The sequence below is a fragment of the Specibacter sp. RAF43 genome, assembly GCF_052114065.1.
Lineage (GTDB): Bacteria > Actinomycetota > Actinomycetes > Actinomycetales > Micrococcaceae > Specibacter.
In genome coordinates, this window is record NZ_JBFREA010000025.1 from 24,409 (window position 1) to 45,670 (window position 21,262).

21 protein-coding genes are annotated in these 21,262 nt (G+C 68.2%); 15 read left to right on the plus strand and 6 right to left on the minus strand.

Annotated elements, in window-relative coordinates:
• Window positions 1–28 precede the first annotated feature (28 nt).
• The 9 genes from AB4Y80_RS13540 (at window position 29) to AB4Y80_RS13580 (ending at window position 9,005) form a co-directional block, all read left to right on the plus strand.
• Window positions 29–1,357 carry a M50 family metallopeptidase gene (locus AB4Y80_RS13540; RefSeq protein ID WP_442214790.1) on the plus strand — a complete coding sequence of 443 codons (1,329 nt, stop codon included), beginning with the start codon at window positions 29–31 and terminating at the stop codon, window positions 1,355–1,357.
• Window positions 1,358–1,650: 293 nt separating this feature from the next.
• Complete coding sequence (locus AB4Y80_RS13545; protein WP_442214791.1) at window positions 1,651–2,562, plus strand: hypothetical protein; 912 nt, start codon at window positions 1,651–1,653, stop codon at window positions 2,560–2,562.
• 207 nt (window positions 2,563–2,769) lie between these two features.
• Complete coding sequence (locus AB4Y80_RS13550) at window positions 2,770–3,372, plus strand: MarR family transcriptional regulator (RefSeq protein WP_442214792.1); 603 nt, start codon at window positions 2,770–2,772, stop codon at window positions 3,370–3,372.
• Between the two features lie 82 nt (window positions 3,373–3,454).
• Window positions 3,455–3,916, plus strand: a complete 462-nt coding sequence (locus tag AB4Y80_RS13555; RefSeq protein WP_442214794.1) for a hypothetical protein — start codon at window positions 3,455–3,457, stop codon at window positions 3,914–3,916.
• 9 nt (window positions 3,917–3,925) lie between these two features.
• Complete coding sequence (locus AB4Y80_RS13560; RefSeq protein WP_442214796.1) at window positions 3,926–4,219, plus strand: YciI family protein; 294 nt, start codon at window positions 3,926–3,928, stop codon at window positions 4,217–4,219.
• Window positions 4,220–4,344: 125 nt separating this feature from the next.
• Complete coding sequence (gene ispG, locus AB4Y80_RS13565) at window positions 4,345–5,508, plus strand: flavodoxin-dependent (E)-4-hydroxy-3-methylbut-2-enyl-diphosphate synthase (RefSeq protein ID WP_442214798.1); 1,164 nt, start codon at window positions 4,345–4,347, stop codon at window positions 5,506–5,508.
• The gene (locus AB4Y80_RS13570; protein WP_442214831.1) at window positions 5,471–6,358 is read left to right on the plus strand and encodes a GNAT family N-acetyltransferase; all 888 of its coding nucleotides are present in this window, start codon (window positions 5,471–5,473) and stop codon (window positions 6,356–6,358) included. Before ispG ends, AB4Y80_RS13570 begins: the two co-directional genes overlap by 38 nt.
• A gap of 74 nt (window positions 6,359–6,432) precedes the next feature.
• On the plus strand, window positions 6,433–8,475 hold the full coding sequence (locus AB4Y80_RS13575; protein WP_442214800.1) for an oxidoreductase: 2,043 nt from the start codon (window positions 6,433–6,435) through the stop codon (window positions 8,473–8,475).
• 5 nt (window positions 8,476–8,480) lie between these two features.
• Window positions 8,481–9,005, plus strand: coding sequence for a PadR family transcriptional regulator (locus AB4Y80_RS13580; protein ID WP_442214802.1), 525 nt, complete (start codon window positions 8,481–8,483; stop codon window positions 9,003–9,005).
• Here AB4Y80_RS13580 and AB4Y80_RS13585 read toward each other — a convergent pair.
• The 3 genes from AB4Y80_RS13585 to AB4Y80_RS13595 are packed head-to-tail and all read right to left on the minus strand — an operon-like array spanning window position 9,002 to window position 11,228.
• Window positions 9,002–9,643, minus strand: a complete 642-nt coding sequence (locus AB4Y80_RS13585) for a TetR/AcrR family transcriptional regulator (protein ID WP_442214804.1) — start codon at window positions 9,641–9,643, stop codon at window positions 9,002–9,004. The genes AB4Y80_RS13580 and AB4Y80_RS13585 overlap by 4 nt on opposite strands.
• Entirely contained in the window at window positions 9,640–10,383 is a 744-nt protein-coding gene (locus AB4Y80_RS13590) for an ABC transporter permease (RefSeq protein WP_442214833.1), read from the minus strand. Before AB4Y80_RS13590 ends, AB4Y80_RS13585 begins: the two co-directional genes overlap by 4 nt.
• A gap of 11 nt (window positions 10,384–10,394) precedes the next feature.
• Window positions 10,395–11,228, minus strand: coding sequence for an ABC transporter ATP-binding protein (locus AB4Y80_RS13595; protein ID WP_442214806.1), 834 nt, complete (start codon window positions 11,226–11,228; stop codon window positions 10,395–10,397).
• A 232-nt stretch (window positions 11,229–11,460) separates the two neighbouring features.
• Here AB4Y80_RS13595 and AB4Y80_RS13600 point away from each other — a divergent pair, with 232 nt between their 5' ends.
• Entirely contained in the window at window positions 11,461–13,254 is a 1,794-nt protein-coding gene (locus tag AB4Y80_RS13600; RefSeq protein WP_442214808.1) for a proline--tRNA ligase, read from the plus strand.
• A 90-nt stretch (window positions 13,255–13,344) separates the two neighbouring features.
• A complete protein-coding gene (locus tag AB4Y80_RS13605) occupies window positions 13,345–14,145 on the plus strand; it encodes a sulfite exporter TauE/SafE family protein (RefSeq protein WP_442214810.1) in 801 nt (266 codons plus the stop codon).
• Between the two features lie 20 nt (window positions 14,146–14,165).
• On the opposite strand, the gene AB4Y80_RS13610 is transcribed toward AB4Y80_RS13605, so the two are convergent.
• From AB4Y80_RS13610 to AB4Y80_RS13620, 3 genes are all read right to left on the minus strand, one after another.
• Window positions 14,166–15,158, minus strand: a complete 993-nt coding sequence (locus tag AB4Y80_RS13610) for an aminoglycoside phosphotransferase family protein (RefSeq protein WP_442214811.1) — start codon at window positions 15,156–15,158, stop codon at window positions 14,166–14,168.
• A gap of 10 nt (window positions 15,159–15,168) precedes the next feature.
• Complete coding sequence (locus tag AB4Y80_RS13615; RefSeq protein WP_442214813.1) at window positions 15,169–15,906, minus strand: VIT1/CCC1 transporter family protein; 738 nt, start codon at window positions 15,904–15,906, stop codon at window positions 15,169–15,171.
• 72 nt (window positions 15,907–15,978) lie between these two features.
• The gene (locus tag AB4Y80_RS13620; protein ID WP_442214814.1) at window positions 15,979–18,108 is read right to left on the minus strand and encodes a DUF4439 domain-containing protein; all 2,130 of its coding nucleotides are present in this window, start codon (window positions 18,106–18,108) and stop codon (window positions 15,979–15,981) included.
• A gap of 169 nt (window positions 18,109–18,277) precedes the next feature.
• On the opposite strand from AB4Y80_RS13620, the gene rimP reads away from it, so the two are divergent.
• From rimP to AB4Y80_RS13640, 4 genes are all read left to right on the plus strand, one after another.
• A complete protein-coding gene (gene rimP / locus AB4Y80_RS13625) occupies window positions 18,278–18,907 on the plus strand; it encodes a ribosome maturation factor RimP (RefSeq protein ID WP_442214816.1) in 630 nt (209 codons plus the stop codon).
• Between the two features lies 1 nt (window position 18,908).
• Window positions 18,909–19,880: a transcription termination factor NusA gene (nusA, locus tag AB4Y80_RS13630; RefSeq protein ID WP_442214817.1), complete on the plus strand. Its 972-nt coding sequence runs from the start codon at window positions 18,909–18,911 to the stop codon at window positions 19,878–19,880.
• Between the two features lie 135 nt (window positions 19,881–20,015).
• Entirely contained in the window at window positions 20,016–20,279 is a 264-nt protein-coding gene (locus AB4Y80_RS13635; protein WP_442214835.1) for a YlxR family protein, read from the plus strand.
• 191 nt (window positions 20,280–20,470) lie between these two features.
• A partial coding sequence (locus tag AB4Y80_RS13640; RefSeq protein ID WP_442214819.1) for a translation initiation factor IF-2 N-terminal domain-containing protein occupies window positions 20,471–21,262 on the plus strand: 792 nt, incomplete at its 3' end.

Below are 21,262 nucleotides of genomic sequence, written 5' to 3' on the forward strand. Positions count from 1 at the left end.
CGGGTTCCGAGCGGTTGGAAGGAACGTTGTGACAGTTTTGCTTTTCATCGCAGGCGTCGTGTTCGTCGCCGTCGGCGTGGTCGTCTCCATCGCCCTGCACGAGATCGGCCACCTGGTGCCGGCCAAACTCTTCCGGGTCCGCGTCACCCGATACATGATCGGCTTCGGCCCCACCCTGTGGTCACGCCGGAAGGGCGAGACCGAGTACGGCCTCAAGGCGATACCGGCCGGCGGCTACGTGGCCATGATCGGCATGTACCCGCCGAATCCGGCCGACGGAAGCGTCCGCCCCTCCAGCACCGGCATGTTTCAGACGCTGGCCACCGAGGCCCGCAGCCTGGCCCACGAAGAGGTCGGGCCCGACGACGCCAACCGCGTCTTCTACAGGCTCCCGGTCTGGAAGAAGATCATCATCATGCTGGGCGGGCCCACCATGAACCTGCTGATCGGCGTGGTGCTGACGGCGGTCCTGCTCATGGGCTTCGGCACGCCGGCGGCGACCACCACGCTGGCGGAGGTCAACGCCTGCCAGATTGCCTACGGACAGCCGGTGCCGACGGACCTGCGCAACTGCACCAAGACGCCCGCGGCCGCGGCCGGCTTGCGCCCCGGCGACGTCATCACCACCTTCGACGGCAAGCCCGTCACCAACTGGACCACCCTCACCGAATGGATCCGCGCCTCGGCCGGCAAGACGGTGCAGCTGCGCTACCAGCGCGGTGGGACATCCGTGACCACCGCCATCACGCCGGTTTTGACCGCCCGGCCCGTGCTTGACGCCAACGGGGCGCCGACCCTGGATGCGAGCGGCAAGCCGGTCACCGTCCAGGTCGGGTTCATCGGCATGGGGCCCGCCTCCGCGCTCGCCCCGGCACCGGCCACCGCCGTGCTGCCCGCCGTCGGGCACAACATCAGCCAAATCGGCGGCATCGTCTTCCAGTTGCCGCAAAAACTTCTCGGCGTGGCCAAGGCGGCGTTCAGCACCGAGCCGCGCGACCCCAACGGACCCATCTCCGTCGTCGGGGTGGGGCGGGTGGCCGGCGAGGTGGCCGCCATGTCCGAGGTTCCGGCCAACGCCAGGATTGCCACCTTGATCGGGCTCCTGGCCGGGGTGAACCTGGCCCTGTTTGTCTTCAACCTCATCCCCCTGCTGCCCCTCGACGGCGGCCACGTCCTGGGCGCGCTCTACGAAGGCGCCCGACGGTCCGTCGCCAAACTGTTCAAGCGGCGCGACCCCGGTCCCTTCGACATCGCCGCAATGCTGCCGGTCACCTACGTGGCGGCCACGGTACTGATGGTGATGGGTGCGCTGTTGATCTACGCGGACATCGTCAAGCCGGTCAACTTGTTCGGCTAGCCGGGTGCCCCCACCCGCGAAACAGACCCCCGCCCGCGAAACCGACCCCCGCCCGCGAAACAGGTGTTGGGCAGCCCGCTGTCTCGCGGGCCAGGGTCTGCGTCGCGGGCCCGGGTCGCTCTGGCGGATCCGCGTCCCGTCCTCCACAGCCTGACTTGGGTGCCAAATGCGCCGAGGTTGTCCACAGACCGCCCTGAAGGGGTTGTTTCGCGAGCCGGTCCTGCCAACACTCAACTATGGACAGGGAAAAATTAGGCGCCCGTTTGGTGCGCTCGTGGCCGACGGGGTTCGACGTGGCGACCACGGCCCAGCTGCTGGACGCCGGATTCGGGGACCGGATCCTGACCCGGGCGGTGCAGCAGCGGCTGGTGTTTCGCCTGCGTCGCGGCGCCTACGTGCGGGTCAGTGTCTGGGCGGCGCTTAAGCCGTGGGAACAAACCAGAATGCGGCTGTTGGCCCACATTCTTACATCCTCCGGCCACCCCACCTATTCGCACTACAGCGCCGCCCGCCTGCACCAGCTGCACGTGTGGAATTGCGGCGCGAAGGTTCACCTCACGACCCCGACGACTCCGTCCGGGGTCGGCGTCGCCCAGGACGTCACGCACCACCACCTGCCCCTTGATGACCGCGACGTCGTGCCGTTCACGCTGAGCAATCACCGGCAGGTGTTCGCCACATCCCTGGAGCGAACCGTGGTGGACTGCGCCCGGTTTGGCGGATTTGCCCAGGCCGTAGTGATTGGCGATCACGCGCTTTCCAAGGGTGCCAGCCTGCAGGTCATGCGCGGCATGGTCGCCGCCTTGCACGGACAACGAGGCGTGAAGAAGGCCCGGCGCGTATTGGCCAGCCTGAGCGGACTCTCGGAGTCGGCGGGAGAATCGCGGACCAGGATCTTCTTGTCGGGAATGGACATCCCGCAGCCGGTCCAGCAACACCAGATCGAGGCAAACGGTACCAAGTATCGGGCGGACTTCGCGTGGCCGGGGCTCAAGTTGATCCTGGAATTCGACGGAAAGTCCAAGTACTTCGACTTTCGCCCCGCCAAGGACGTCCTGCTGGCGGAACGCCGGCGTGAAAACAGGCTCATCGAGTTGGGTTGGCGGTTCATTCGGATTGAGTGGGACGACCTGGACCGACCGGCGCAATTGGAACGGCGAATCCATGCTGCAGTGGCGGCGGCACGGGCCGCTGTCGCCGCCTAGCCGTATTCGACCCCCACCCGCGAAGCAGACCCCCACCCGCGAAGCACACCCCGGCCCGCGAAATAGATGCGGGGCGGCCACTGCCTCGCGGGCCACGGTCTGTTTCACGCGCTCCGACGGCTAAGGGTCTGTGGCATGGGCCACGCGAGCCACAGTTGTCACCTTAAAATAGTTGATTACTCTCAATCAACCGAATATGATTTAGCCATGTTTGTCATGACGATCGACCAGCGCGGCAGCCGCAAGGCTGAGGACCTGGTCCCGGAGCTGCTGCGCGTGCTCGGTGACGTGCCGACGGTCCTGCCCTTTGAACGGTCCGTGGGCGACGAGGTCCAGGGGGTCCTGGATGACCCCAATGCCGTGGTTGAGGTTGCCATGCGAGCCCTCCGGACGGGGCAGTGGTATGTGGGCATTGGCATTGGCGTCGTCGAGGCGCCCCTGCCCGCAAGCCCCCGGGAGGGCGCCGGGACGGCGTTCGTGCGGGCCCGCCAGGCGGTGGACAGGGCCAAGAAAACAGGGGAGCGGGTCCCGCTTTCCGTGCGGGCGGCGCCGGAGCCGGCCGGGGGCCACGCGGGCGCCGCGGCGGCGGTCCTGGTGCTGGTCGGGGACCTGGTACGCAGGCGCTCCGACGCCGAATGGCGGGTCCTGGATGTGCTTAACCGTCCGGAAACCAAGCGCCAAGTGGACGTGGCCGCGGTCCTGGACGTCAGCCCGCAGGCCGTCAGCAAGGCGATCCTGCGCGCCGGGTGGCAGGAGGAGCAAGGGGGCCGTCGAGCCGCGGCGCTCCTCCTGGGGCTCGCGGACACCTGAGCCCGCCACCTCGCGGGCCTCGGGCGGGTCCGCCACGAGTGTCGGTACCGGTGGTTAGGCTTGGAGCGGAACAGGAGGAACCGTGGCCGTATTGTGGATTGTGCTGACCGTGGCACTCGCGTGCCTGGGCGGCTGGCCCGTGACGGCCGGGGTCCTGCGCCTGGCAAAGTCCCATTCCGTGCGGGCCGTGGACGCCCACGAGCGCGGGGATGCCGACGGTGACCTTGAGTCGGGCCCGGATGCGGTGCCGGGCATGACGCCGTCGCCCGCCCCGGAAGCGGCGCCGTCGGCCGAGACGCGCTCCGTGGCCGGAGTCCTGCGCGGTGGACTGTTGATCGGGGTGTTGGAGCGGGCCGCCGTCGTATTTGTCATTCTGGTCGACCAGCCGGTGGCCATCGCCTATGTGGTGGCCATCAAGGGCCTGGGCCGGTACCCGGAACTGAAGGAGACGCCGGCGGCCAGTGAGCGGTTCATCATCGGCACGTTGGCGTCGATGCTGTGGGCGGCCGTGATCGCGGCGGTCGTCAAAGTGCTCCTGTTATAAGCTGAACTCATGAGTATCTTCGCCGTTGAATATGTTTATGGTCCCGAAGCGGAAGCCGAACGCGTCGAGCACCGACCCAAGCATCGCGAGTGGCTGGCGGCCCAGGCGGCGGCCGAGGTGGTGCTGGCCTCAGGCCCGTACGGCGACGGCGCCGGCTCGCTGCTGATTTTCCGCGCCGCCGACGAGGCCGCGCTGGCCGAGCTGTTGAAGCAGGATCCCATGAGCATTGGCGGGGGCGTGACCGGATTGAAAATTTCCGAATGGAAGCCCGTCATCGGCCAGCTCAGCTCCTACATGTCTTAGACCTCACATCACCGAAGTACCACGCGGAAACAAGCCTACAATTTAGAACAAATGGCGCGGCACCACCGGCAAGCCACGTGGCACGCCGGGGCCGCGCCACCCGCAAGACCTTCAAGGAGCATATTTTGACCCCGGTCAGACTCGGAATGCCGCAAGCACCCCCGCCCGTTCTTACACCCCGGCGCAAAACCCGGCAGATCAAGGTGGGCTCCGTTGGCGTCGGGTCCGATTCGCCCATCAGCGTCCAATCCATGACCACCACAAAAACCACCGACATCAATGCCACGCTGCAACAGATCGCCGAGTTGACGGCGACGGGCTGTGACATCGTCCGCGTTGCGTGTCCGTCGCAGGACGACGCCGAGGCCCTGCCGATCATCGCGAAGAAGTCGCAGATCCCGGTCATTGCCGACATCCACTTCCAGCCCAAGTACGTATTTGCGGCCATCGAGGCCGGCTGCGCCGCCGTCCGGGTCAACCCGGGGAACATCCGCAAGTTTGACGACCAGGTCAAGGAAATCGCCCAGGCCGCCAAGGACCACGGCACCTCCATCCGGATCGGCATCAACGCCGGCTCGCTGGAACCGTCGATCATGAAGAAGTACGGCAAGGCAACGCCCGAGGCCCTTGTGGAGTCCGCGGTCTGGGAGGCGTCCCTTTTCGAGGAACACGGCTTCCACGACTTCAAGATTTCGGTTAAGCACAACGACCCCGTCGTCATGGTGGCCGCCTACGAGCTCCTGGCCGAACAGGGCGACTGGCCCCTGCACCTGGGCGTCACCGAGGCCGGTCCGGCCTTTCAGGGCACCATCAAATCCGCCGTCGCGTTCGGCGCCCTGTTGTCCAAGGGCATCGGCGACACCATCCGCGTTTCTCTCTCCGCCCCGCCGGTGGAGGAAATCAAGGTGGGCAACCAGATCCTGCAGTCGCTAAATCTGCGCCCCCGCAAGCTGGAAATCGTCTCCTGCCCATCTTGCGGCCGCGCCCAGGTGGACGTGTACAAGCTGGCCGAGGAGGTCACCGCGGGCCTGGAGGGCCTGGAAGTTCCGCTGCGGGTGGCGGTGATGGGTTGTGTCGTCAACGGCCCAGGCGAAGCCCGCGAGGCGGACCTGGGCGTGGCCTCCGGCAACGGCAAGGGCCAGATCTTTGTGCGCGGAAAGGTCATCAAGACCGTTCCCGAGGACCAGATTGTGGAGACCCTCATAGCAGAAGCCATGAGAATCGCTGAAGAGATGGAGTCCGATGGCGAAAATGCCGTCCAGGGTGGCCCCGTGGTTAGCATCTCGTAGTCCCACCCCGCCCGGGCCGGTGCGCGTGCTCGTCCACGAGGACACGGACGCGCTCCGGGCCCTCGTCGCGCGCGATCGCGTGGCCAACGTCTTCATCGACTCCTTGCTGCGCCAAACGGGCAGCGCCGTCCCCACCCAGAGCGGTGCCGTGATCCTCGGATTTTTCGAGGACGACGGCGCCGCCCTGGCCGCCGCCTGCTGGGTCGGTTCCAATGTGGTCCCGGTCGAGGCCACGCCCCTGCACGGGCGCTATTTCGGCCGCTGGATGGCCGCGAACTGGCAGCCGCACGCCTCCATCTTCGGCCCGGCCGAGCCGGTCCTGGCCATCATCGACGAACTGTCCCGCTCCGGCATCGGCTCCCATGAGATTCGCGCGAACCAGCCGCTGCTGGCCATCTCCACACCCCCGCTCGTTGCCCCCAACCCCTTGTTGACCGCCAGCCGGAGCGGACAGTTTGCCGAGGTCCTGGCGGCAGCCGCGGCCATGTTTGAGGAGGAAGTCGGCTACTCGCCATTCCTGGGCGGGGAGGAAAACTACCGTCGCAGGGTGGCCTGGCTCATCCAGCACGGACACTCCTTCAGCCACTGCGGGCCCGATGGCAATGTGATCTTCAAGGCGGATCTGGGCGCCGTCACCCCGCATGCCACCCAGGTACAGGGAGTCTGGATGAACCCCAGCCACCGCGGACGGGGGATGAGCGCCGGCTACATGGCCGCCGTCGTCACCCTCGCAACCGCTCACGCGCCCGTCACCAGCCTGTACGTCAACGACTTCAACGTCCGCGCCCGCTCCGTGTACGAACGCGTCGGCTTCGAACCGGTGGGCACGTTCGCCACCGTGCTGTTCTAGTCCCCACCGCTTGAATCCACCCACAAGCTCCGTGCGCTACGATTGTGCAACTTGTTGCGCAAAGGAGTGCATGAATGTCCGCTGACCGGTACCCCCACCTTTTTGCCCCGCTGAACCTCGGGTTCACCACGCTGCCCAACCGCGCGGTGATGGGCTCCATGCACGTGGGGCTGGAGGAACGCCCCGGCGGATTCGAGCGGATGGCCGCGTTTTACGCCGAGCGGGCGCGCGGCGGCGTGGGCCTGATGGTCACCGGCGGCATTTCCCCCAACGACGCCGGCCGGCCGATGACCGGCGGGGCCAAGCTCAGCACGGCCGAGGAGGCCGCGCGGCACACGGTCGTCACCGCCGCCGTGCACGCCGAGGGTGCGAAGATCGCGCTGCAGCTGCTGCACTTTGGCCGGTACGCCGCGCACGCCGGCCTGGTCGGACCCAGCGCCATCCAGGCACCCATCAGCGCGCTGGTGCCCCATGCGCTGACCGGCGCCGAGGTGGAGGGAACCATCGAGGACTTTGCCGCCGCCGCCCAGCTTGCCCAGTCCGCCGGTTACGACGGCGTGGAGATCATGGGCTCTGAAGGCTACCTGATCAACGAATTCATCGCCCGACGCACCAACCACCGTGGCGATCAGTGGGGCGGCTCCTATGCCAACCGGATGCGGTTTCCGGTGGAGATCGTCCGCCGCACCCGCGAACGCGTGGGCGAGAACTTCATCATCATCTACCGGCTCTCCATGCTGGACCTCGTCGAGGGCGGCTCCACGCTGGCCGAGGTCATCATGCTGGCCCAAGCCGTCGAGAAGGCCGGCGCCACGCTGATCAACACGGGCATCGGCTGGCACGAGGCCCGCATCCCGACCATCGCCACCTCCGTGCCCCGCGCCGGCTTCGCGTGGGTGACCAAGAAGGTCATGGGCTCCGTCGGCATTCCCTTGATCACCACCAACCGCATCAACACCCCGGACGTGGCGGAGGGCCTGCTGGCCGACGGCGCCGCCGACCTCGTGTCCATGGCGCGCCCCTTCCTGGCCGATCCGCACTTTCTGCGCAAGGCCGCCGGCGGCCGGGCGGATGAGATCAACACCTGCATCGGCTGCAACCAGGCCTGCCTGGACCACACGTTCGCGGGCAAGACGTCCTCGTGCCTGGTCAACCCGCGCGCCTGCCATGAAACGGAAATCCCCATCGAACGGGCCATCGTCCCCAAACGGCTGGCCGTGGTGGGCGCCGGACCGGCCGGGCTGGCGTTTGCCGTCACGGCCGCCGGGCGCGGCCACCACGTGACGCTCCTGGAGGCCGCCGGGGAGATCGGCGGGCAGTTCAACCTCGCCAAGCAGATCCCCGGCAAGGAGGAATTTTACGAGACGATCCGCTACTTTGGCCGCCAAATCCAGCTGCGCGGCGTCGAGCTGCGGCTGAACACGCCGGCCACCGCCACGGACCTGCTGGCCGGGAACTTTGAGGAGATCATCCTCGCCTCCGGCGTCACCCCGCGCACCCCGGCGATCGACGGCGTCGACCATCCCAGCGTCCTGAGCTACCTGGATGTCCTGCGCGACAAAAAGCCGGTGGGCGCCAACGTGGCGATTCTGGGCGCCGGCGGCATCGGCTTCGACGTGGCCGAGTACATCACCGCCGAGTACATCACCGCCGAGGGCGCCAGCGCCGCCCTCGTGCCGGAAAAGTTCTACGCGCAATGGGGCATCGACCCCGGGTACGCGGCCGCCGGGGGCATCATCGCGGCCGTGCCGCCGCGCCCAATCCGCCGCGTCGGGCTCTTTCAGCGCAAGGACACCAAGGTGGGCGCGGGACTGGGCAAGACCACCGGCTGGATCCACCGCACCGAGCTCAAGGCCAGGGGTGTCCAAATGGTCCCCGGCGTGGAATACCGCAAGATTGACGACGCCGGACTCCACCTGCGCGTGAACGGCGCCGACACCGTGCTCGCCGTCGACACCGTGATCCTGTGCACCGGTCAGGAACCGCGGCGTGAGCTGCAGGCGGCACTGGCCGGCGGTAACGCCGTCGTGCATGTGATCGGCGGGGCGGACGTCGCCGTTGAGTTGGACGCCAAGCGGGCCATCGACCAGGGCACGCGCCTGGCCGCTCGGATCTAGCGGCCATGTCGCTGCCGCACGCCATCATGACGTCGCTGCTGGAGAAACCGTGTACCGGGGCGGAGTTGGCCCGCCGTTTCGACAAGTCGATCGGCCACTTTTGGCAGGCCACGCACCAGCAGATCTACCGGGAGCTGGCCAGGCTTCAGGACGCCGGGCTGATTGCCGCCTGTGGGCTGGCCACGGCCCGGGGGAGCCGGCGACATTTTCAGGTGCTGGCGGCCGGCCGCACGGAGCTGGAGCGGTGGAGCCGGGCGGCGTCGGACCCGCGGCCCGTCCGCGACGAGTTGCTGGTGCGCGTGCGGGCCGCCGCGGTGCTGGGCACCGTGGACCTGCGCGCGGAAATCCTGCGTCACCAGGCCCTGCACGAAAACGCCTTGGCGCGCTATCTGGCCATTGCGGCGCGGGACTTTGCCGCAGTACCGCGGAGCCGGCGGGACGAGTTGCAATACGCCGTCCTGCGCGCCGGAATCGTTTTTGAGGAGTCGTGGCTGGCCTGGTGCCGGGAAACGCTGGATTCCTCCGGCTAGCGTTGCTCCTGCCCCGCAACGGCCGCGCCGCTTCCGGACGGCAGCGGACCGGTGAGGTAGTGCTGGAGCGTGGGGCCAATCAACGCGGCCAACTCGCTGTGCGTGGCGGAGGCGAGCGGGTCCAGGCGCAGCAGGTAGCGGGAGACCATGAGGCCCATCAGTTGGCTGGCCAGCAGGGAACCCCGGAGCAGGAGTTCGTCGTCATCGCCCGGCAACCCCGCCGTGGCGCGGGTGAGAATGCGCCGCAGGAGCACCTGGCGGACCAGTGCGCTTTGCGTCTTGGAACTGGCGGCACCGCGCAGCAGCGCCAGCAGCGCCGGCTGGGCAGGGGAGTCCCACAGCGTGAGCAGCGCCCGCAGGAGGGCCTCGCCGCGTTCACCGGGCGCCGTTTGGCTGACCCCGCCCAGCACTTGGGCGGGGTCGGCGGGCAATTCCACGCAGGCGTTGAAGAGGTCCTCCTTGCCGCCAAAGTAGTGGTGCACCATGGCCGGGTCCACGGCGGCGTCGCGGGCAATCTCGCGCAGGCTGGTCGCCGCGTACCCGTGTTCGGCGAACAGGGCGCGGGCGCTGTGCAGGATCAGCTCGCGGGAGGTGGACGGTCCGGCGCGGCGCCCGCGCCGCGGCCCTTCGGGCTTCATGCCGTTTGCCGGCGCAGGGTCAGCGAGGCCAGCAGCAGCCCGGCCACCACAAACGCGGCCACCACCACCAGGTCGGCCACCATGGTGGGGGTGGCGTCGGCGTTCTTGGCAATCTCGGACAAGGCGTCCACGGAGTAGCTCAGCGGCAGCACATTGGAGATGGCCACCAGCACGGAGTTCATGGCATCCCGTGCCACGAAGAGCCCGCACAGCAGGATCTGGGGCACCACCACCACGGGCATGAACTGGACGGCCTGGAACTCGGTTTGGGCAAACGCGGAACACAGCAGGCCCAGCGCCACGCCGAGCACGGCGTTGGCCACCGCCACCAGCACCACCCAGCCGGCGTTGCCCAGGATGCTCAGCCCGAACACCCAATAGGCGACCGCGGTGGCCACCAGGGACTGCAACGCCGCCATGAGCGAAAAGGCCAGGCCATAGCCGAACAGCAGGTCCGCCTTGTGGATCGGCGTGGTCAGCAGCCGCTCCAGCGTGCCGGACGTGCGTTCGCGCAACATGGTGATGGAGGTGACCAGGAACATCACCACGAACGGGAAAATGGCCAGCATCATCAGGCCCACCCGGTCGAAGGTCCGCGGCACCCCGGGCGGCAGGGTTTCGTTTTCGAACAGCCAGTAGACCACCGCCAGCAACACAGACGGCACCACCAGGATCAGCGCGATGCTGCGCGGATCGCCCTTGAGTTGTTGCAGGACCCGCCGGCAGGTGGCCCACATCATGGTCCCGGTCATCACTTGCCTCCCGTGGTGTCGTTGCCGGCCGGCCGCGCGTCAACGGGGACGGCGGTTTCCCGGATCAGGCGCAGGAACGCCAGCTCCAGATCGGTCGTCTCGGCGCGCCGTCGCAGCTCCTCCGGCGTCAGCTGGGCCAGGAGGGCGCCGTCGCGCAGCAGCAGCAGTGAATCGCAGTGCCCGGCCTCCTCCATGACGTGGCTGGAAATGATCAAGGTGGTGCCGGCGGCGGCCATGTCCGCAAATTGCGCCCACAGGTCGGCCCGCAGCACCGGATCCAGCCCCACGGTGGGCTCGTCGAGGATGAGCAGGGTCGGCTTGGAGACCAGCGCGCAGGCCAGGGAGACGCGGTTGAACTGCCCGCCGGAGAGGTCCGCGGTCTTGCGCCGGGAAAACTCCGTGAGTCCGACGGCGGTCACGGCGTCCATGGCGTCCTGCCGGTTCCGCCCGTGCATAGCGCCAAAGTAGCGAACGTTGTCCAGCACGCTCAGGTCGCGGTACACGCTGGGGGCCTGGGTGACATAGCCGACGTCGTGCCGCAAGGTGGCGTCCCCGGCCGCCCGGCCCAGCACCGTCACCGACCCGGACGTGATCTTCTGGACGCCCACCAGGGCTCGGATCAGGGTGGTCTTGCCGCTGCCGGAGGGGCCCAGCAGCCCGGTAATGCGGCGCTCGGGGATGGTGAAGCTGACGTGTCGAAGCACGTCCGTCTTGCCGCGCCGCACCGTCAGGTCGGCAACGTCGACGCTCCCGGCATGCGACGTGGTCGGCTCCGCCGGGGTGGGGGAGAGCCGCGGGACGTGCGGCTCCGGTAGGGCTGCTCGGTGTGACACAAGGCCTCCAACGCTGATAATTCATCACTTGATGAATTAAAGCTAGGCCCGGAATCGCCGCCTGTCCAGAGCCGGGAGAAGACAATTCTCGAATTAGTTTCGCGGCGCAGCAAGCGGTCCCGCGGACAAGTCCGCCGGGCGGGTGCGCCGCTCGATTGGCCGACCCGGTAGATTGGTACATGCCCGTCCATTGGTGGCGGGGCACCAGCACTCAAGAAACGGAAAAATTCGCGTGGCCCTTCGCCTTTCCACACTCTTCCTGCGCACCCTGCGCGAGGACCCCGTCGACGCCGAGGTGGACAGCCACAAGCTGCTGTTGCGCGCCGGCTACATCCGCCGGGCCGCCCCGGGCATCTACACCTGGCTGCCGCTGGGGTTGCGCGTGCTGCGCAAGGTGGAGGCCATTGTGCGCGAGGAGATGGACGCGATCGGCGCCCAGGAAGTCCACTTCCCGGCGCTGCTGCCCAAGGAGCCCTACGAGATCACCAACCGGTGGCTGGAATACGGCGACGGCATTTTCCGCCTGCAGGACCGCAAGGGCGCCGACTACCTCCTGGCCCCCACGCATGAGGAAATGTTCACGCTGCTGGTCAAGGACCTGTACTCCTCCTACAAGGACCTGCCGCTGTCCATCTACCAGATCCAAAACAAGTACCGGGACGAGGCCCGGCCCCGCGCCGGCCTATTGCGCGGGCGCGAGTTCATCATGAAGGACTCCTACTCCTTTGACATTGACGACGCCGGACTGGACGCCAGCTACATGGCCCACCGCGGCGCCTACCTGCGGATCTTCGCGCGGCTGGGCCTGGAAGTCATTCCCGTCGCGGCCACCGCCGGTGCCATGGGTGGTTCCAAGAGCGAGGAATTCCTGCACCCGGCGGCAATCGGCGAGGACACCTATGTGCGCTCGGCCGGCGGCTACGCAGCCAACGTGGAGGCCGTCACCACCGTGGTGCCCGCGGACATCGACTACACCAACGCGCCCGCCGCCGTCGTCCGGGACACCCCCGACACCCCCACGATCGACACCCTGGTGGCCGCGGCCAATGAGCTCGCCCCCCGTGCCGACGGCGCCTGGACCGCCGCCGACACCCTGAAGAACGTGATTTTGGCCATCGACCTGCCCACCGGCGAACGCCAGATCGTGGTCATCGGCGTCCCGGGGGACCGCGCCGTGGACCTCAAGCGCATCGAGGCGAACATTGGCGCGCACCTGTCCGTGGGCGGCGAGGTCGGCGTCGAAGCGGCCGGTGAGGACGACCTCAGGAAGCACCCCGGACTCGTCAAGGGCTACATCGGCCCGGGCCTGAACCTGGACGCCGCCGTGCTCGGCGCCGACAGCACCACCAAGCTGCTGTACCTCGTGGATCCCCGGGTCGTCCCCGGTTCCACCTGGGTCACCGGCGCCAACGAAGCCGGCAAGCACGTCTTTGGCCTGGTGGCCGGGCGCGACTTCACATGGGACGGCACCATCGAGGCCGTTGAGGTCCGCGAAGGCGATCCGGCCCCCGACGGTTCCGGCCCGCTGGAGGCCGCCCGCGGCATCGAGATGGGGCACATCTTCGCCTTGGGCCGCAAATACAGCGAGGCCCTGGACCTGAAGGTCCTGGACCAAAACGGCAAGCTCAAGGTTGTCACCATGGGCTCCTACGGCATCGGCGTCACCCGCGCCGTGGCCGCCCTCGCCGAGTCCAACCATGACGAGAAGGGCCTGCTCTGGCCCGCCAATGTGGCCCCCGCCCAGGTCCACGTGGTCGCCGTCGGCCGCGGCGAGGAAATCTTCGCCGCCGCCGCGCAGCTCACCGAGGACCTGGAGGCGGCCGGACTGGAAGTCATCTACGACGACCGGCCCAAGGTGTCCCCCGGCGTCAAGTTCGGCGACGCCGAGCTGTTGGGCGTCCCGACCATCCTGGCCGTGGGTCGCGGGTTCGTGGACGGTCTGGTCGAAATCAAGGACCGTGCCACCGGCGCCGCCGAAAACATTGCCGTCGCCGACGCCGTCCAGTACATCCTCGACCGTCAGTAATCAAGGCATCTGACCCGCAATTGATGTCGAAAAATCGACGAAATCGTCGATTTTTCGACATCTATTGCGGGTTACTTGCGAGGGGGAAGCATGATTTCAGGGTTTGAGGACCTCACCACGGCCATGATCCTGTTGATCCTGGTGGCGGGGTTTGCCGCGGGATGGGTTGACGCGGTGGTGGGCGGCGGCGGGCTGCTGCAGCTGCCGGTGCTGCTGATGGTCCCGGGGATCACCCCGGTCCAGGCGTTGGCGACCAACAAGATGGGGTCCATTTTCGGCACCACCACCAGCGCCGTGACGTATTACCGGCGGGTGAAACCGGACCTGCGGACCGCCCTGCCCATGGCGTCGGTGGCCCTGGGCGGGAGCCTGGGCGGGGCCGTGGTGGCGGCGAGCCTGCCAGGTTCCGTGTTCAAACCGATCATCGTGGCCGCGCTCGTGGCGGTGCTCCTCTTCACGGCCTTCTCCCCGAGCGTCGGGGAAAGCACGGCCCTGCGGTATGCGGGCAGCCGCCACTACCTGCTGGCCGGCGCGATCGGCGCCGTGATCGGCTTTTACGACGGGCTGATCGGCCCGGGCACCGGATCGTTCCTGGTCATCGCGCTCGTCAGCCTCATGGGCTACGCATTCCTGGAAGCCAGCGCGAAGGCCAAGATCGTCAACCTGGCCACAAACGCCGGCGCCATCATGATCTTCCTGCCGCACGGGTCAATCCTGTGGGGCGTGGGGCTGGTGCTGGGCGCGGCCAACATGGCCGGCGGCTACCTGGGTGCCCGCACGGCCGTAAAGCAAGGCAGCAAGTTCATCCGCGTCGTGTTCTTGATCGTCGTCGCCGTGTTGATCGTCAAACTCGGGGTGGACGTGTGGCAGGAAAACTTTCTCCACCGGTGACGCCGGCGGGCCGAAGTAGGCTACTGAAGCGTCTTGAGGTCATGGGCGGCGGGCAGGCCCGGCATCGGGCGCCCCGCCATGGTGCTGGCCACCCACAGTGACCGCTGGGCGTCGCCATCGTGCCCGGGGTTCTCCAGGTACCACAGCGCATTGTCCACCTCCCGCACCACGGCCCATTCCACCGCGATGGCCTCCTCCAGTCCGGCGGCCGCGGACAGCGCGGCGGCACGACGCCGGAGTGCGGCCTCCGCGTTGCGCTGCGGGAGGTCCTTGATCCTGTTCCACAGGCAGGGGGCCAGGGCGAATTCCGCGTCGCCGATCGCTGCCTGCGGGTCGATGCCAAGGTAGCCGGTGCCGTCCAGGGTGGCCAGGATGTTCTGGTAGTGCAGGTCCGTGTGCACCAGCACGTCCCGGGCACGACGGCGGGAGACGGCGCCCCGGGTCTGGCACACCTCCAGCGCGGCCTCCAGCAGCCAGCGCGGGAACGGCCGGTTGAGGCCCTCCCAGCGCGCCGGAAGGTCGTCGGAAAACTGTTCGGCCGTGCCGGCAATATGGGGTATCGCAGCCCACTCGGGGCGGTCGTCGGGGAGGATGCCCAGTTGGCGCACCAGGCCGCCCCACACCTCCACGGCCGTGTCCATCGGGACGCTGATCAGCGACTGCCCCGCATTGAGCCGGTCGATCACCATGGCGCACGACGCGGTGTCCGATTCCAGGATCCGCACCATGCCCTGTCCGTTCCACAACTTTAACGCCACCGGCTCCAGCACGGCCTCGTCATAGGGGAAGGAGATCTTCAGGGCGGCCGCCGCGCCGGCCTGCGTGCGAACCGGGATCACGATTCCGGAGTGGCCGTTCCAGGGGTCGGTGTCCTCGGGCAGGTCCACGGTCAGCTTCCAGCGCTCGACGGCGGCCGCGACGTATCGGGGCAGGACGGAGAGCCAGGCGCGACCCTCGGGCGTGCGCCGGTGGCGTTGGCGAAGGTCGTGGGGAATCTGGATGGGGGCGGCCACGGCAGCCAGTCTAGCCCGCGGCCACCAGACCGGCGGCGCCGAGCATGCTGCCGATGGCAAACGTGGCCGCCAGCGCCAACGCGCCACCAATGACCACCCGGGCGGCGGCCCGGCCCCGGGAGCCGCCACCGATCGCGGCACCAACCCAGCCGGTGATCCCCAGGGCCGCCAGGACCGCCAAGAACGTCACGGGGACGCGCAACCCCGCCGGCGGCAGGAAGATGGCGAGCATGGGCAGGATGGCACCCAGGGTGAAGGCAATGGCGGACGCAAACGCCGCATGCCAGGGGCTCACGACGTCGTCCTGGTCCAGGTTGAGCTCCGCGGCCAGGTGCGCCTCCAGGGCATCGTGGGCGGTCAGCTCGTGGGCCACCAGGGCCGCGGTGCTGGAGGACAGCCCCTTGTCCCGGTAGATCCTGGCCAGGCCGGCCAAGTTTTGTTCGGGGCGTTCTTGTAGATTCCGCCGTTTCTGGGCGATCATGGCCTTTTGGCTGTCGCTTTGACTGCTGACGGAGACGTATTCGCCCAGGGCCATGGAGATGGCCCCACCCACCAGGCCGGCCATGCCGGCCGTCAGGATGGGGCCGGAGGCCGCCGTGGCCCCGGCAACGCCAACCACGATCGCGGCAACGGAAACAATGCCGTCATTGGCGCCCAGGACACCCGCGCGCAGCCAGTTCAGCCGCTGGGCGACGTCGGCGGTTTTGGGTAGGTCCTGGCGGGATACGAGGTCCTGTGCACGCTTCATGCCTCCAGCAAACCACCACCGGAAAATCGGCACCAGCAAGGTGAGGATGTCCTCGCCGAGGTATGGCTACCCTCAGCGGGCGGCGGCACCCGCCGGGGCCGCGACGGCTGCAGGGTAGCCTGGCAGCGCCCCGACGCGGCCATCCCAAAGCTGTTCGTTGCGGGCGGATTCCGCCAAAAACTTCACCGCGAGTCGGCGCAGCTCTGGCGACACCACCGGAGCGGGGGCGGGCGTTGCGGGGGTGGATGCGTTTCCTGGCCCCGCGAGTCCCGGGACAGGGGTGGGCGAGGGCGAGCTCAGTGCGGCGAGGTCGCCGTAGCCGCGGCCCAGCTGGTCCTCCAACCGCGCCAGGGCGGAAGACGGGGAGGCTGTGAACGCCGAATCCAGCGCGAAGCCCGGCACGATCGTCACCCTTGGCAGGCACTTGGTGGCCAGGGCCGCGTTGAGTGCCTTCAGGCGGTTTTGGTGCAGCACGAGCAGGGCGGAGGCGGTGCTGAATTCCGGCTCCGGCAACCGGGTGGCCGCCACCTGGTACGCGTAGACGGCCTTCTGTTCGCCGCGGGCCGCGGCGATGAGGGCCGCGTCGGCTGAAACGCCCGGCTGCGGCGCCAGGGTGGACTTGCATTGCGGCCCTACGGTTGGTTGTGCGGGATCCGCGCCCGCCCCGGCGCCCTGGTCCTCCAGCGGCGTGAGGAATGGGGAGGCGGGCAGGAACTTGCCATTCTCCCGACCGAGGGTCTGGGCGTGGAGCAGCTGGCTGGCGCCCACGGAGGCAAAGACCCGTCCCATGGCGGCATCGGCGACCACTGCCTCGTCCAAGAGCCTGCCGGCGTTGGCTGCCAGCTCGCCGGCAAAGGCGGCGGTGGTCAGTCCGGGTTTCACCGTGGCCGATGGCTCCGGGGACGGATGCGCCAGGCCGTCGCCCAGGGCCTTGATATGGACCTGCAACGCGGCGGCGGCCGACTTCAGCAAGGCCGCGTTCGCTCCCGCGCCCGGTGTTGACCCAAGCGCCGCCGACTCGGCCAGCAGGACCCTCGTTTGGGCCAGTGCGGCCTGCCGGGCGGCCTCGGTGCGCGATGGCCCCAAGTCGGCCGCGGACTGGCCGGAAATGACCGTGCCCATGCCGACCACAATGGCGGCAATGACCAGGAAGAACAGAAAGCCGCGCAGGGACGGGAAGAATTTTTGGAGTTTCCCGCCTCGACGCGCCCGGCCCACCGGCGTGCCTTCGGTGGCCCTGACCGTTTTGGGTGCCGGGCGGGCAGGCAACTTTTTGCCGTCCCGGACGGGGCTGTCCCGGACGGGGCTATTGCGGACGGGCACGACGCCGGGCTGCGGCGTTTGTTCGGCCAGCCGCCTCTCGCGGCGGGTCGCCGGAACCGGCTCGGCGGCCGTGACTTCGGCGGCTGTTTCGCCGGCTGTTGACATGGCTGCTGCTTCGGCGATGACTTCGGCGGCCGTTTCGTCGGCTGTTCCCGCCGCGGGTGTGAGCGTTTCGGCTGTTGCGTCGCCGATCGAGGCGGGCTCCTCTCCGGACTCGAGCTCGGCCCCCCGTTCGGCACTGGATTCGGCACCAGTTTTGTCGGCCGTGACCTCGGCGGACGATTCCTCGGCCGTGACTTCGGGGGCTGTTTCGTCGGTTGGCGGGGTCGCGAGCGGTGTGAGCGTTTCGGCTGTTGCATCGCCGATCGAGGCGGGCTCCTCGCCGGACCCGAGCTCGGCCCCGGTTTCGGCACTGGAGCCACCCTCCGGTTCGGCCTTCGGTGATGCAATGGGTGACGGCGAGGCGCTCTCGACAGGCACTACCCGTGACGCTGCGTCGGGGGTCGGGCCGGTGGCGTCGGCTTTGTCGGTCACTGGCTCGGCGGCCGGCTCGTCGGCGTCACCCGGGCCGGCCGCGACCGGGGCAACAAGCGCGCCCGGAGCGGCGTCGTCGGGCATCACGGTTACCGCTGCCGGCCCGGCCGGCGAGCCACTCGCCGCAGGCCCCCCGCCGGTGGGCGAGGTTGGGGGCGCGAGGGGGGTGCCGTCGTCGCCAATGATCATCAGCGCGGCCGGAGCCGTGGTGGATTGCTGGGGCGACCCCGCCGGGGACGAAGCACGCCGGTTCCCCGCCCGTCGCGGCTTGGCGGAGGATCCCGCGGGCGTCGAGTCGCCAGCGGCGTCGGCAGGCAGGAGGCGCGGGGAACGGGAATTAGTCACAACTGTTGATGATCTCATGAGCGGGCCGTCCGGCGCACACCAGGGCCCGTGTGGATGCGCCGTGCGGGGCCTCGTGCGTCGCTACTCACAGCCAAAACGTCCAACGGCATGGGCACAAACTCGGTAGTCTATATACCTACAACATCATTTAAAGGGAGGCGGGCGTTCCATGACCAAGCCGGATAGGTCCAAAGCGGCCCGAATCTCGGGGAACTTGAGGTCCGGCGTCGACCCCCAGGCGGAAGCCCAGCGCTTGTTCGAGCTCCTGAAGCCCACCGTGGCGCAAGCCAACCTTTATTTGGAGGACGTCACCGTCCGCATGGCAGGGGAGCACCGCACCGTTTCCATCGTGGTGGACCTGCCCGAAACGGAGTCCGGCGGCGTGGGGCTGGACGCCATCGGGGACGTCTCCCGCAGCATATCCGAGGCGATGGACGCCGACCCCCGGGACGACGGCCGCCCCTACGACCTGGAAATCTCTTCCCCCGGCGCCACCCGGCCGCTCACCCTGCCGCGCCACTGGCGGCGCGCCCTGGGGCGCATGGTGAAGGTCAACGCCATCGATCGCGAGAAGCTGATGGGGCGAATTCTGGCCGTGGACGACGACGGCGTCCTGCTGCGCCCGGAACTCCCCGTGAAGAAGGGCATGAAGGCCAAGCAGGGCGAGCCCGAGAAAATCTTGTTTGCCGCGATTCGGCGCGGCATTGTTGAAATAGAATTTGCCCGCCTGGACGAGGCGGAGCTTTATTTGGAATTTGATCCGGCCAGCGGCGACGCGACCGATGGAGAGGATAGCTGAGATGGATATCGATATGAGCGCGCTGAGGTTGCTGGAGCGTGAACGCGAGATCCCCCTGGATCTGCTGATCCCCACCATTGAGCAGGCCCTGCTCATGGCCTACCACAAGTCACCCGGAGCCATCGAACACGCACGGGCGGAACTGGATCGCAAAAGCGGCCATGTGACCATCTGGGCCGCCGAAGTGGACGACGAGGGCGAAAAGGTCGGCGAGTTTGACGACACCCCGGCCGGATTCGGCCGCATCGCCGCCAGCACGGCCCGCCAAATCATCCTCCAGCGCCTGCGCGACGTCGAGGACGACAACGTCCTGGGCGAATTCCGCGGCAAGGAAGGCGAACTGGTCGCCGGCCAGATCCAGCAGGGCAACAACCCGAACATGATCCAGGTCAACCTGGGCGCCGTGGAAGGCGTGCTGCCGCCCAACGAGCAGGTGCCGGGCGAAAGCTACCGCCACGGCACCCGCCTGCGCGCGTTCGTGGTCGACGTCCACCGCGGCCTCAAGGGACCGTCCATTACCTTGTCCCGTTCCCACCCCGGCCTGGTCCGCAAGCTTTTCGAAATGGAGGTCCCGGAAATCGCGGACAACTCCGTGGAAATTGTCGCCCTCGCCCGGGAAGCCGGCCACCGCACCAAGATCGCCGTCAAGGCCAACAAGCCCGGTATTAACGCCAAGGGCGCCTGCATCGGTGAAATGGGCTCGCGCGTGCGCGCCGTCATGACCGAACTCAACGACGAAAAAATCGACATCGTCGACTACAACGACGACGCCGCGACGTTCATTGCCAATTCGCTCTCACCGTCAAAAGTGGTCTCCGTCACCATCGTCGATGAGGATGCCCGGTCCGCCCGCGTGGTGGTTCCGGACTACCAGCTCTCCTTGGCCATCGGCAAGGAGGGCCAAAACGCCCGCCTGGCGGCCAAGCTCACCGGCTGGCGAATCGACATCGTTTCCGACGCCGCCGCGGAATAGGTAAGCGGCCGCCACGCGCGGTAGACTGGAAGCGACCGGGCCGTAAGGGCGCTTCGGCATCACCATAGAGGCAACACACAGTTGGATAAGCAAGCCGTTGAAACAGGAAACAACACCCCTGTCTCGACCCAACCCGTGCGGACCTGCATTGGCTGTCGGAAAACCGCGACCCGGACGCAACTATTGCGACTGGTCAAATCAACCAACGGCACCGGGGAACCGGCAGCGTTGGTTGATTTACGACGTCGCATGCCTGGTCGGGGTGCGTGGCTGCACCCCACCCCGGACTGTTTGCGGCTGGCCCTCAAACGCCGTGCCATCGGACGCGCCCTGCCGGGTGTGAGCGATGTCAGCGCTGTTGAGGCGCAGCTGGCGAAGTGGTCCGGACCAAGCGAGTAACCAATACGAACCGAATTGTCCCTTTTGTGAAAGCGGGTCAGAAAACCGATGGAAACCCGATGAGTACCCAGCGATGAGTGCCCAACAATGAGCATTTTCACGTGCTCTTCAGCCGCCCATTCCGACATGGAATGTCGCAGTAGGAATTAAGCGGTTCGTACCTGTCCGGTGCGGGCCGAGACAGGAGAAATGTGGCCAAGGCCCGCGTCCACGAGCTTGCAAAAGAGCTCGGCATCACCTCAAAGGAAGCAGTGAACAAGCTGCAGGAGTTGGGCGAATTCGTTCGCTCGGCATCATCCACCATTGAGGCCCCCGTCGTGAAGAAGCTTCGCGACGCCTTCCCCGCCGCCCCCAAGGCCGCGGTATCCAAGCCCGCCCAGGCATCCGGACCGGCAGCGCCGGCCCGGGACGTGCCTCCGGCAACCCAGACTCCGGCGGCAGCCCCCGCGGCACCGAGCCCGGCGGCAGCCCCGGCGGCACAGTCCCCGGCGGCTCCAAGCCCGACGACGGCACCCGCCGCCGTGGCCCAGGCCGACTCCAACACCGCGGGCGCAACCGCCAAGCCCGGCTTCAAGCCGGCCCCGGCCCCCGCCCCAAAGGCCGCCCCGGCCGCGGGCAGCCCCCGACCCGGCAACAACCCGTTCGCCTCCTCGCAAGGCATGCCCCGTTCCGGTGCGCGCCCCGAGCGCGGCGACAACCGTGGTGACGGCCACCGCGCCCCCCGCCCCGCGGGTGCCGGCGCGGCCGGGGGCGTCGCCGGCCCGCGGCCCGGCAACAACCCGTTTGCAACCTCCCAGGGCATGCCCCGCCCCGGTGCTCCACGCAGTGCCGAGCCCGGCGCCGGCGGTCCCCGTCCCGGCGGYCCGCGCCCGGGTGCCCCCCGTCCGGCGGCTGCCGGCGCGGGCGGTCCCCGTCCCGGTGCACCCCGTCCGGGTGCCCCGCGTCCGGGCGGTCCCCGCCCGACGCCGGGCATGATGCCCAAC

What these genes read in the sequence shown, in the direction of transcription:
- AB4Y80_RS13575 (WP_442214800.1), top strand. Translation starts at nt 6,433, where the DNA reads ATGTCCGCTGACCGGTACCCCCACCTTTTTGCCCCGCTGAACCTCGGG.
- AB4Y80_RS13590 (WP_442214833.1), bottom strand. Translation starts at nt 10,383, where the DNA reads ATGATGTGGGCCACCTGCCGGCGGGTCCTGCAACAACTCAAGGGCGAT.
- AB4Y80_RS13580 (WP_442214802.1), top strand. Translation starts at nt 8,481, where the DNA reads ATGTCGCTGCCGCACGCCATCATGACGTCGCTGCTGGAGAAACCGTGT.
- nusA (WP_442214817.1), top strand. Translation starts at nt 18,909, where the DNA reads ATGGATATCGATATGAGCGCGCTGAGGTTGCTGGAGCGTGAACGCGAG.
- AB4Y80_RS13605 (WP_442214810.1), top strand. Translation starts at nt 13,345, where the DNA reads ATGATTTCAGGGTTTGAGGACCTCACCACGGCCATGATCCTGTTGATC.
- AB4Y80_RS13585 (WP_442214804.1), bottom strand. Translation starts at nt 9,643, where the DNA reads ATGAAGCCCGAAGGGCCGCGGCGCGGGCGCCGCGCCGGACCGTCCACC.
- AB4Y80_RS13615 (WP_442214813.1), bottom strand. Translation starts at nt 15,906, where the DNA reads ATGAAGCGTGCACAGGACCTCGTATCCCGCCAGGACCTACCCAAAACC.
- AB4Y80_RS13550 (WP_442214792.1), top strand. Translation starts at nt 2,770, where the DNA reads ATGTTTGTCATGACGATCGACCAGCGCGGCAGCCGCAAGGCTGAGGAC.
- AB4Y80_RS13570 (WP_442214831.1), top strand. Translation starts at nt 5,471, where the DNA reads ATGCCGTCCAGGGTGGCCCCGTGGTTAGCATCTCGTAGTCCCACCCCG.
- rimP (WP_442214816.1), top strand. Translation starts at nt 18,278, where the DNA reads ATGACCAAGCCGGATAGGTCCAAAGCGGCCCGAATCTCGGGGAACTTG.
- AB4Y80_RS13560 (WP_442214796.1), top strand. Translation starts at nt 3,926, where the DNA reads ATGAGTATCTTCGCCGTTGAATATGTTTATGGTCCCGAAGCGGAAGCC.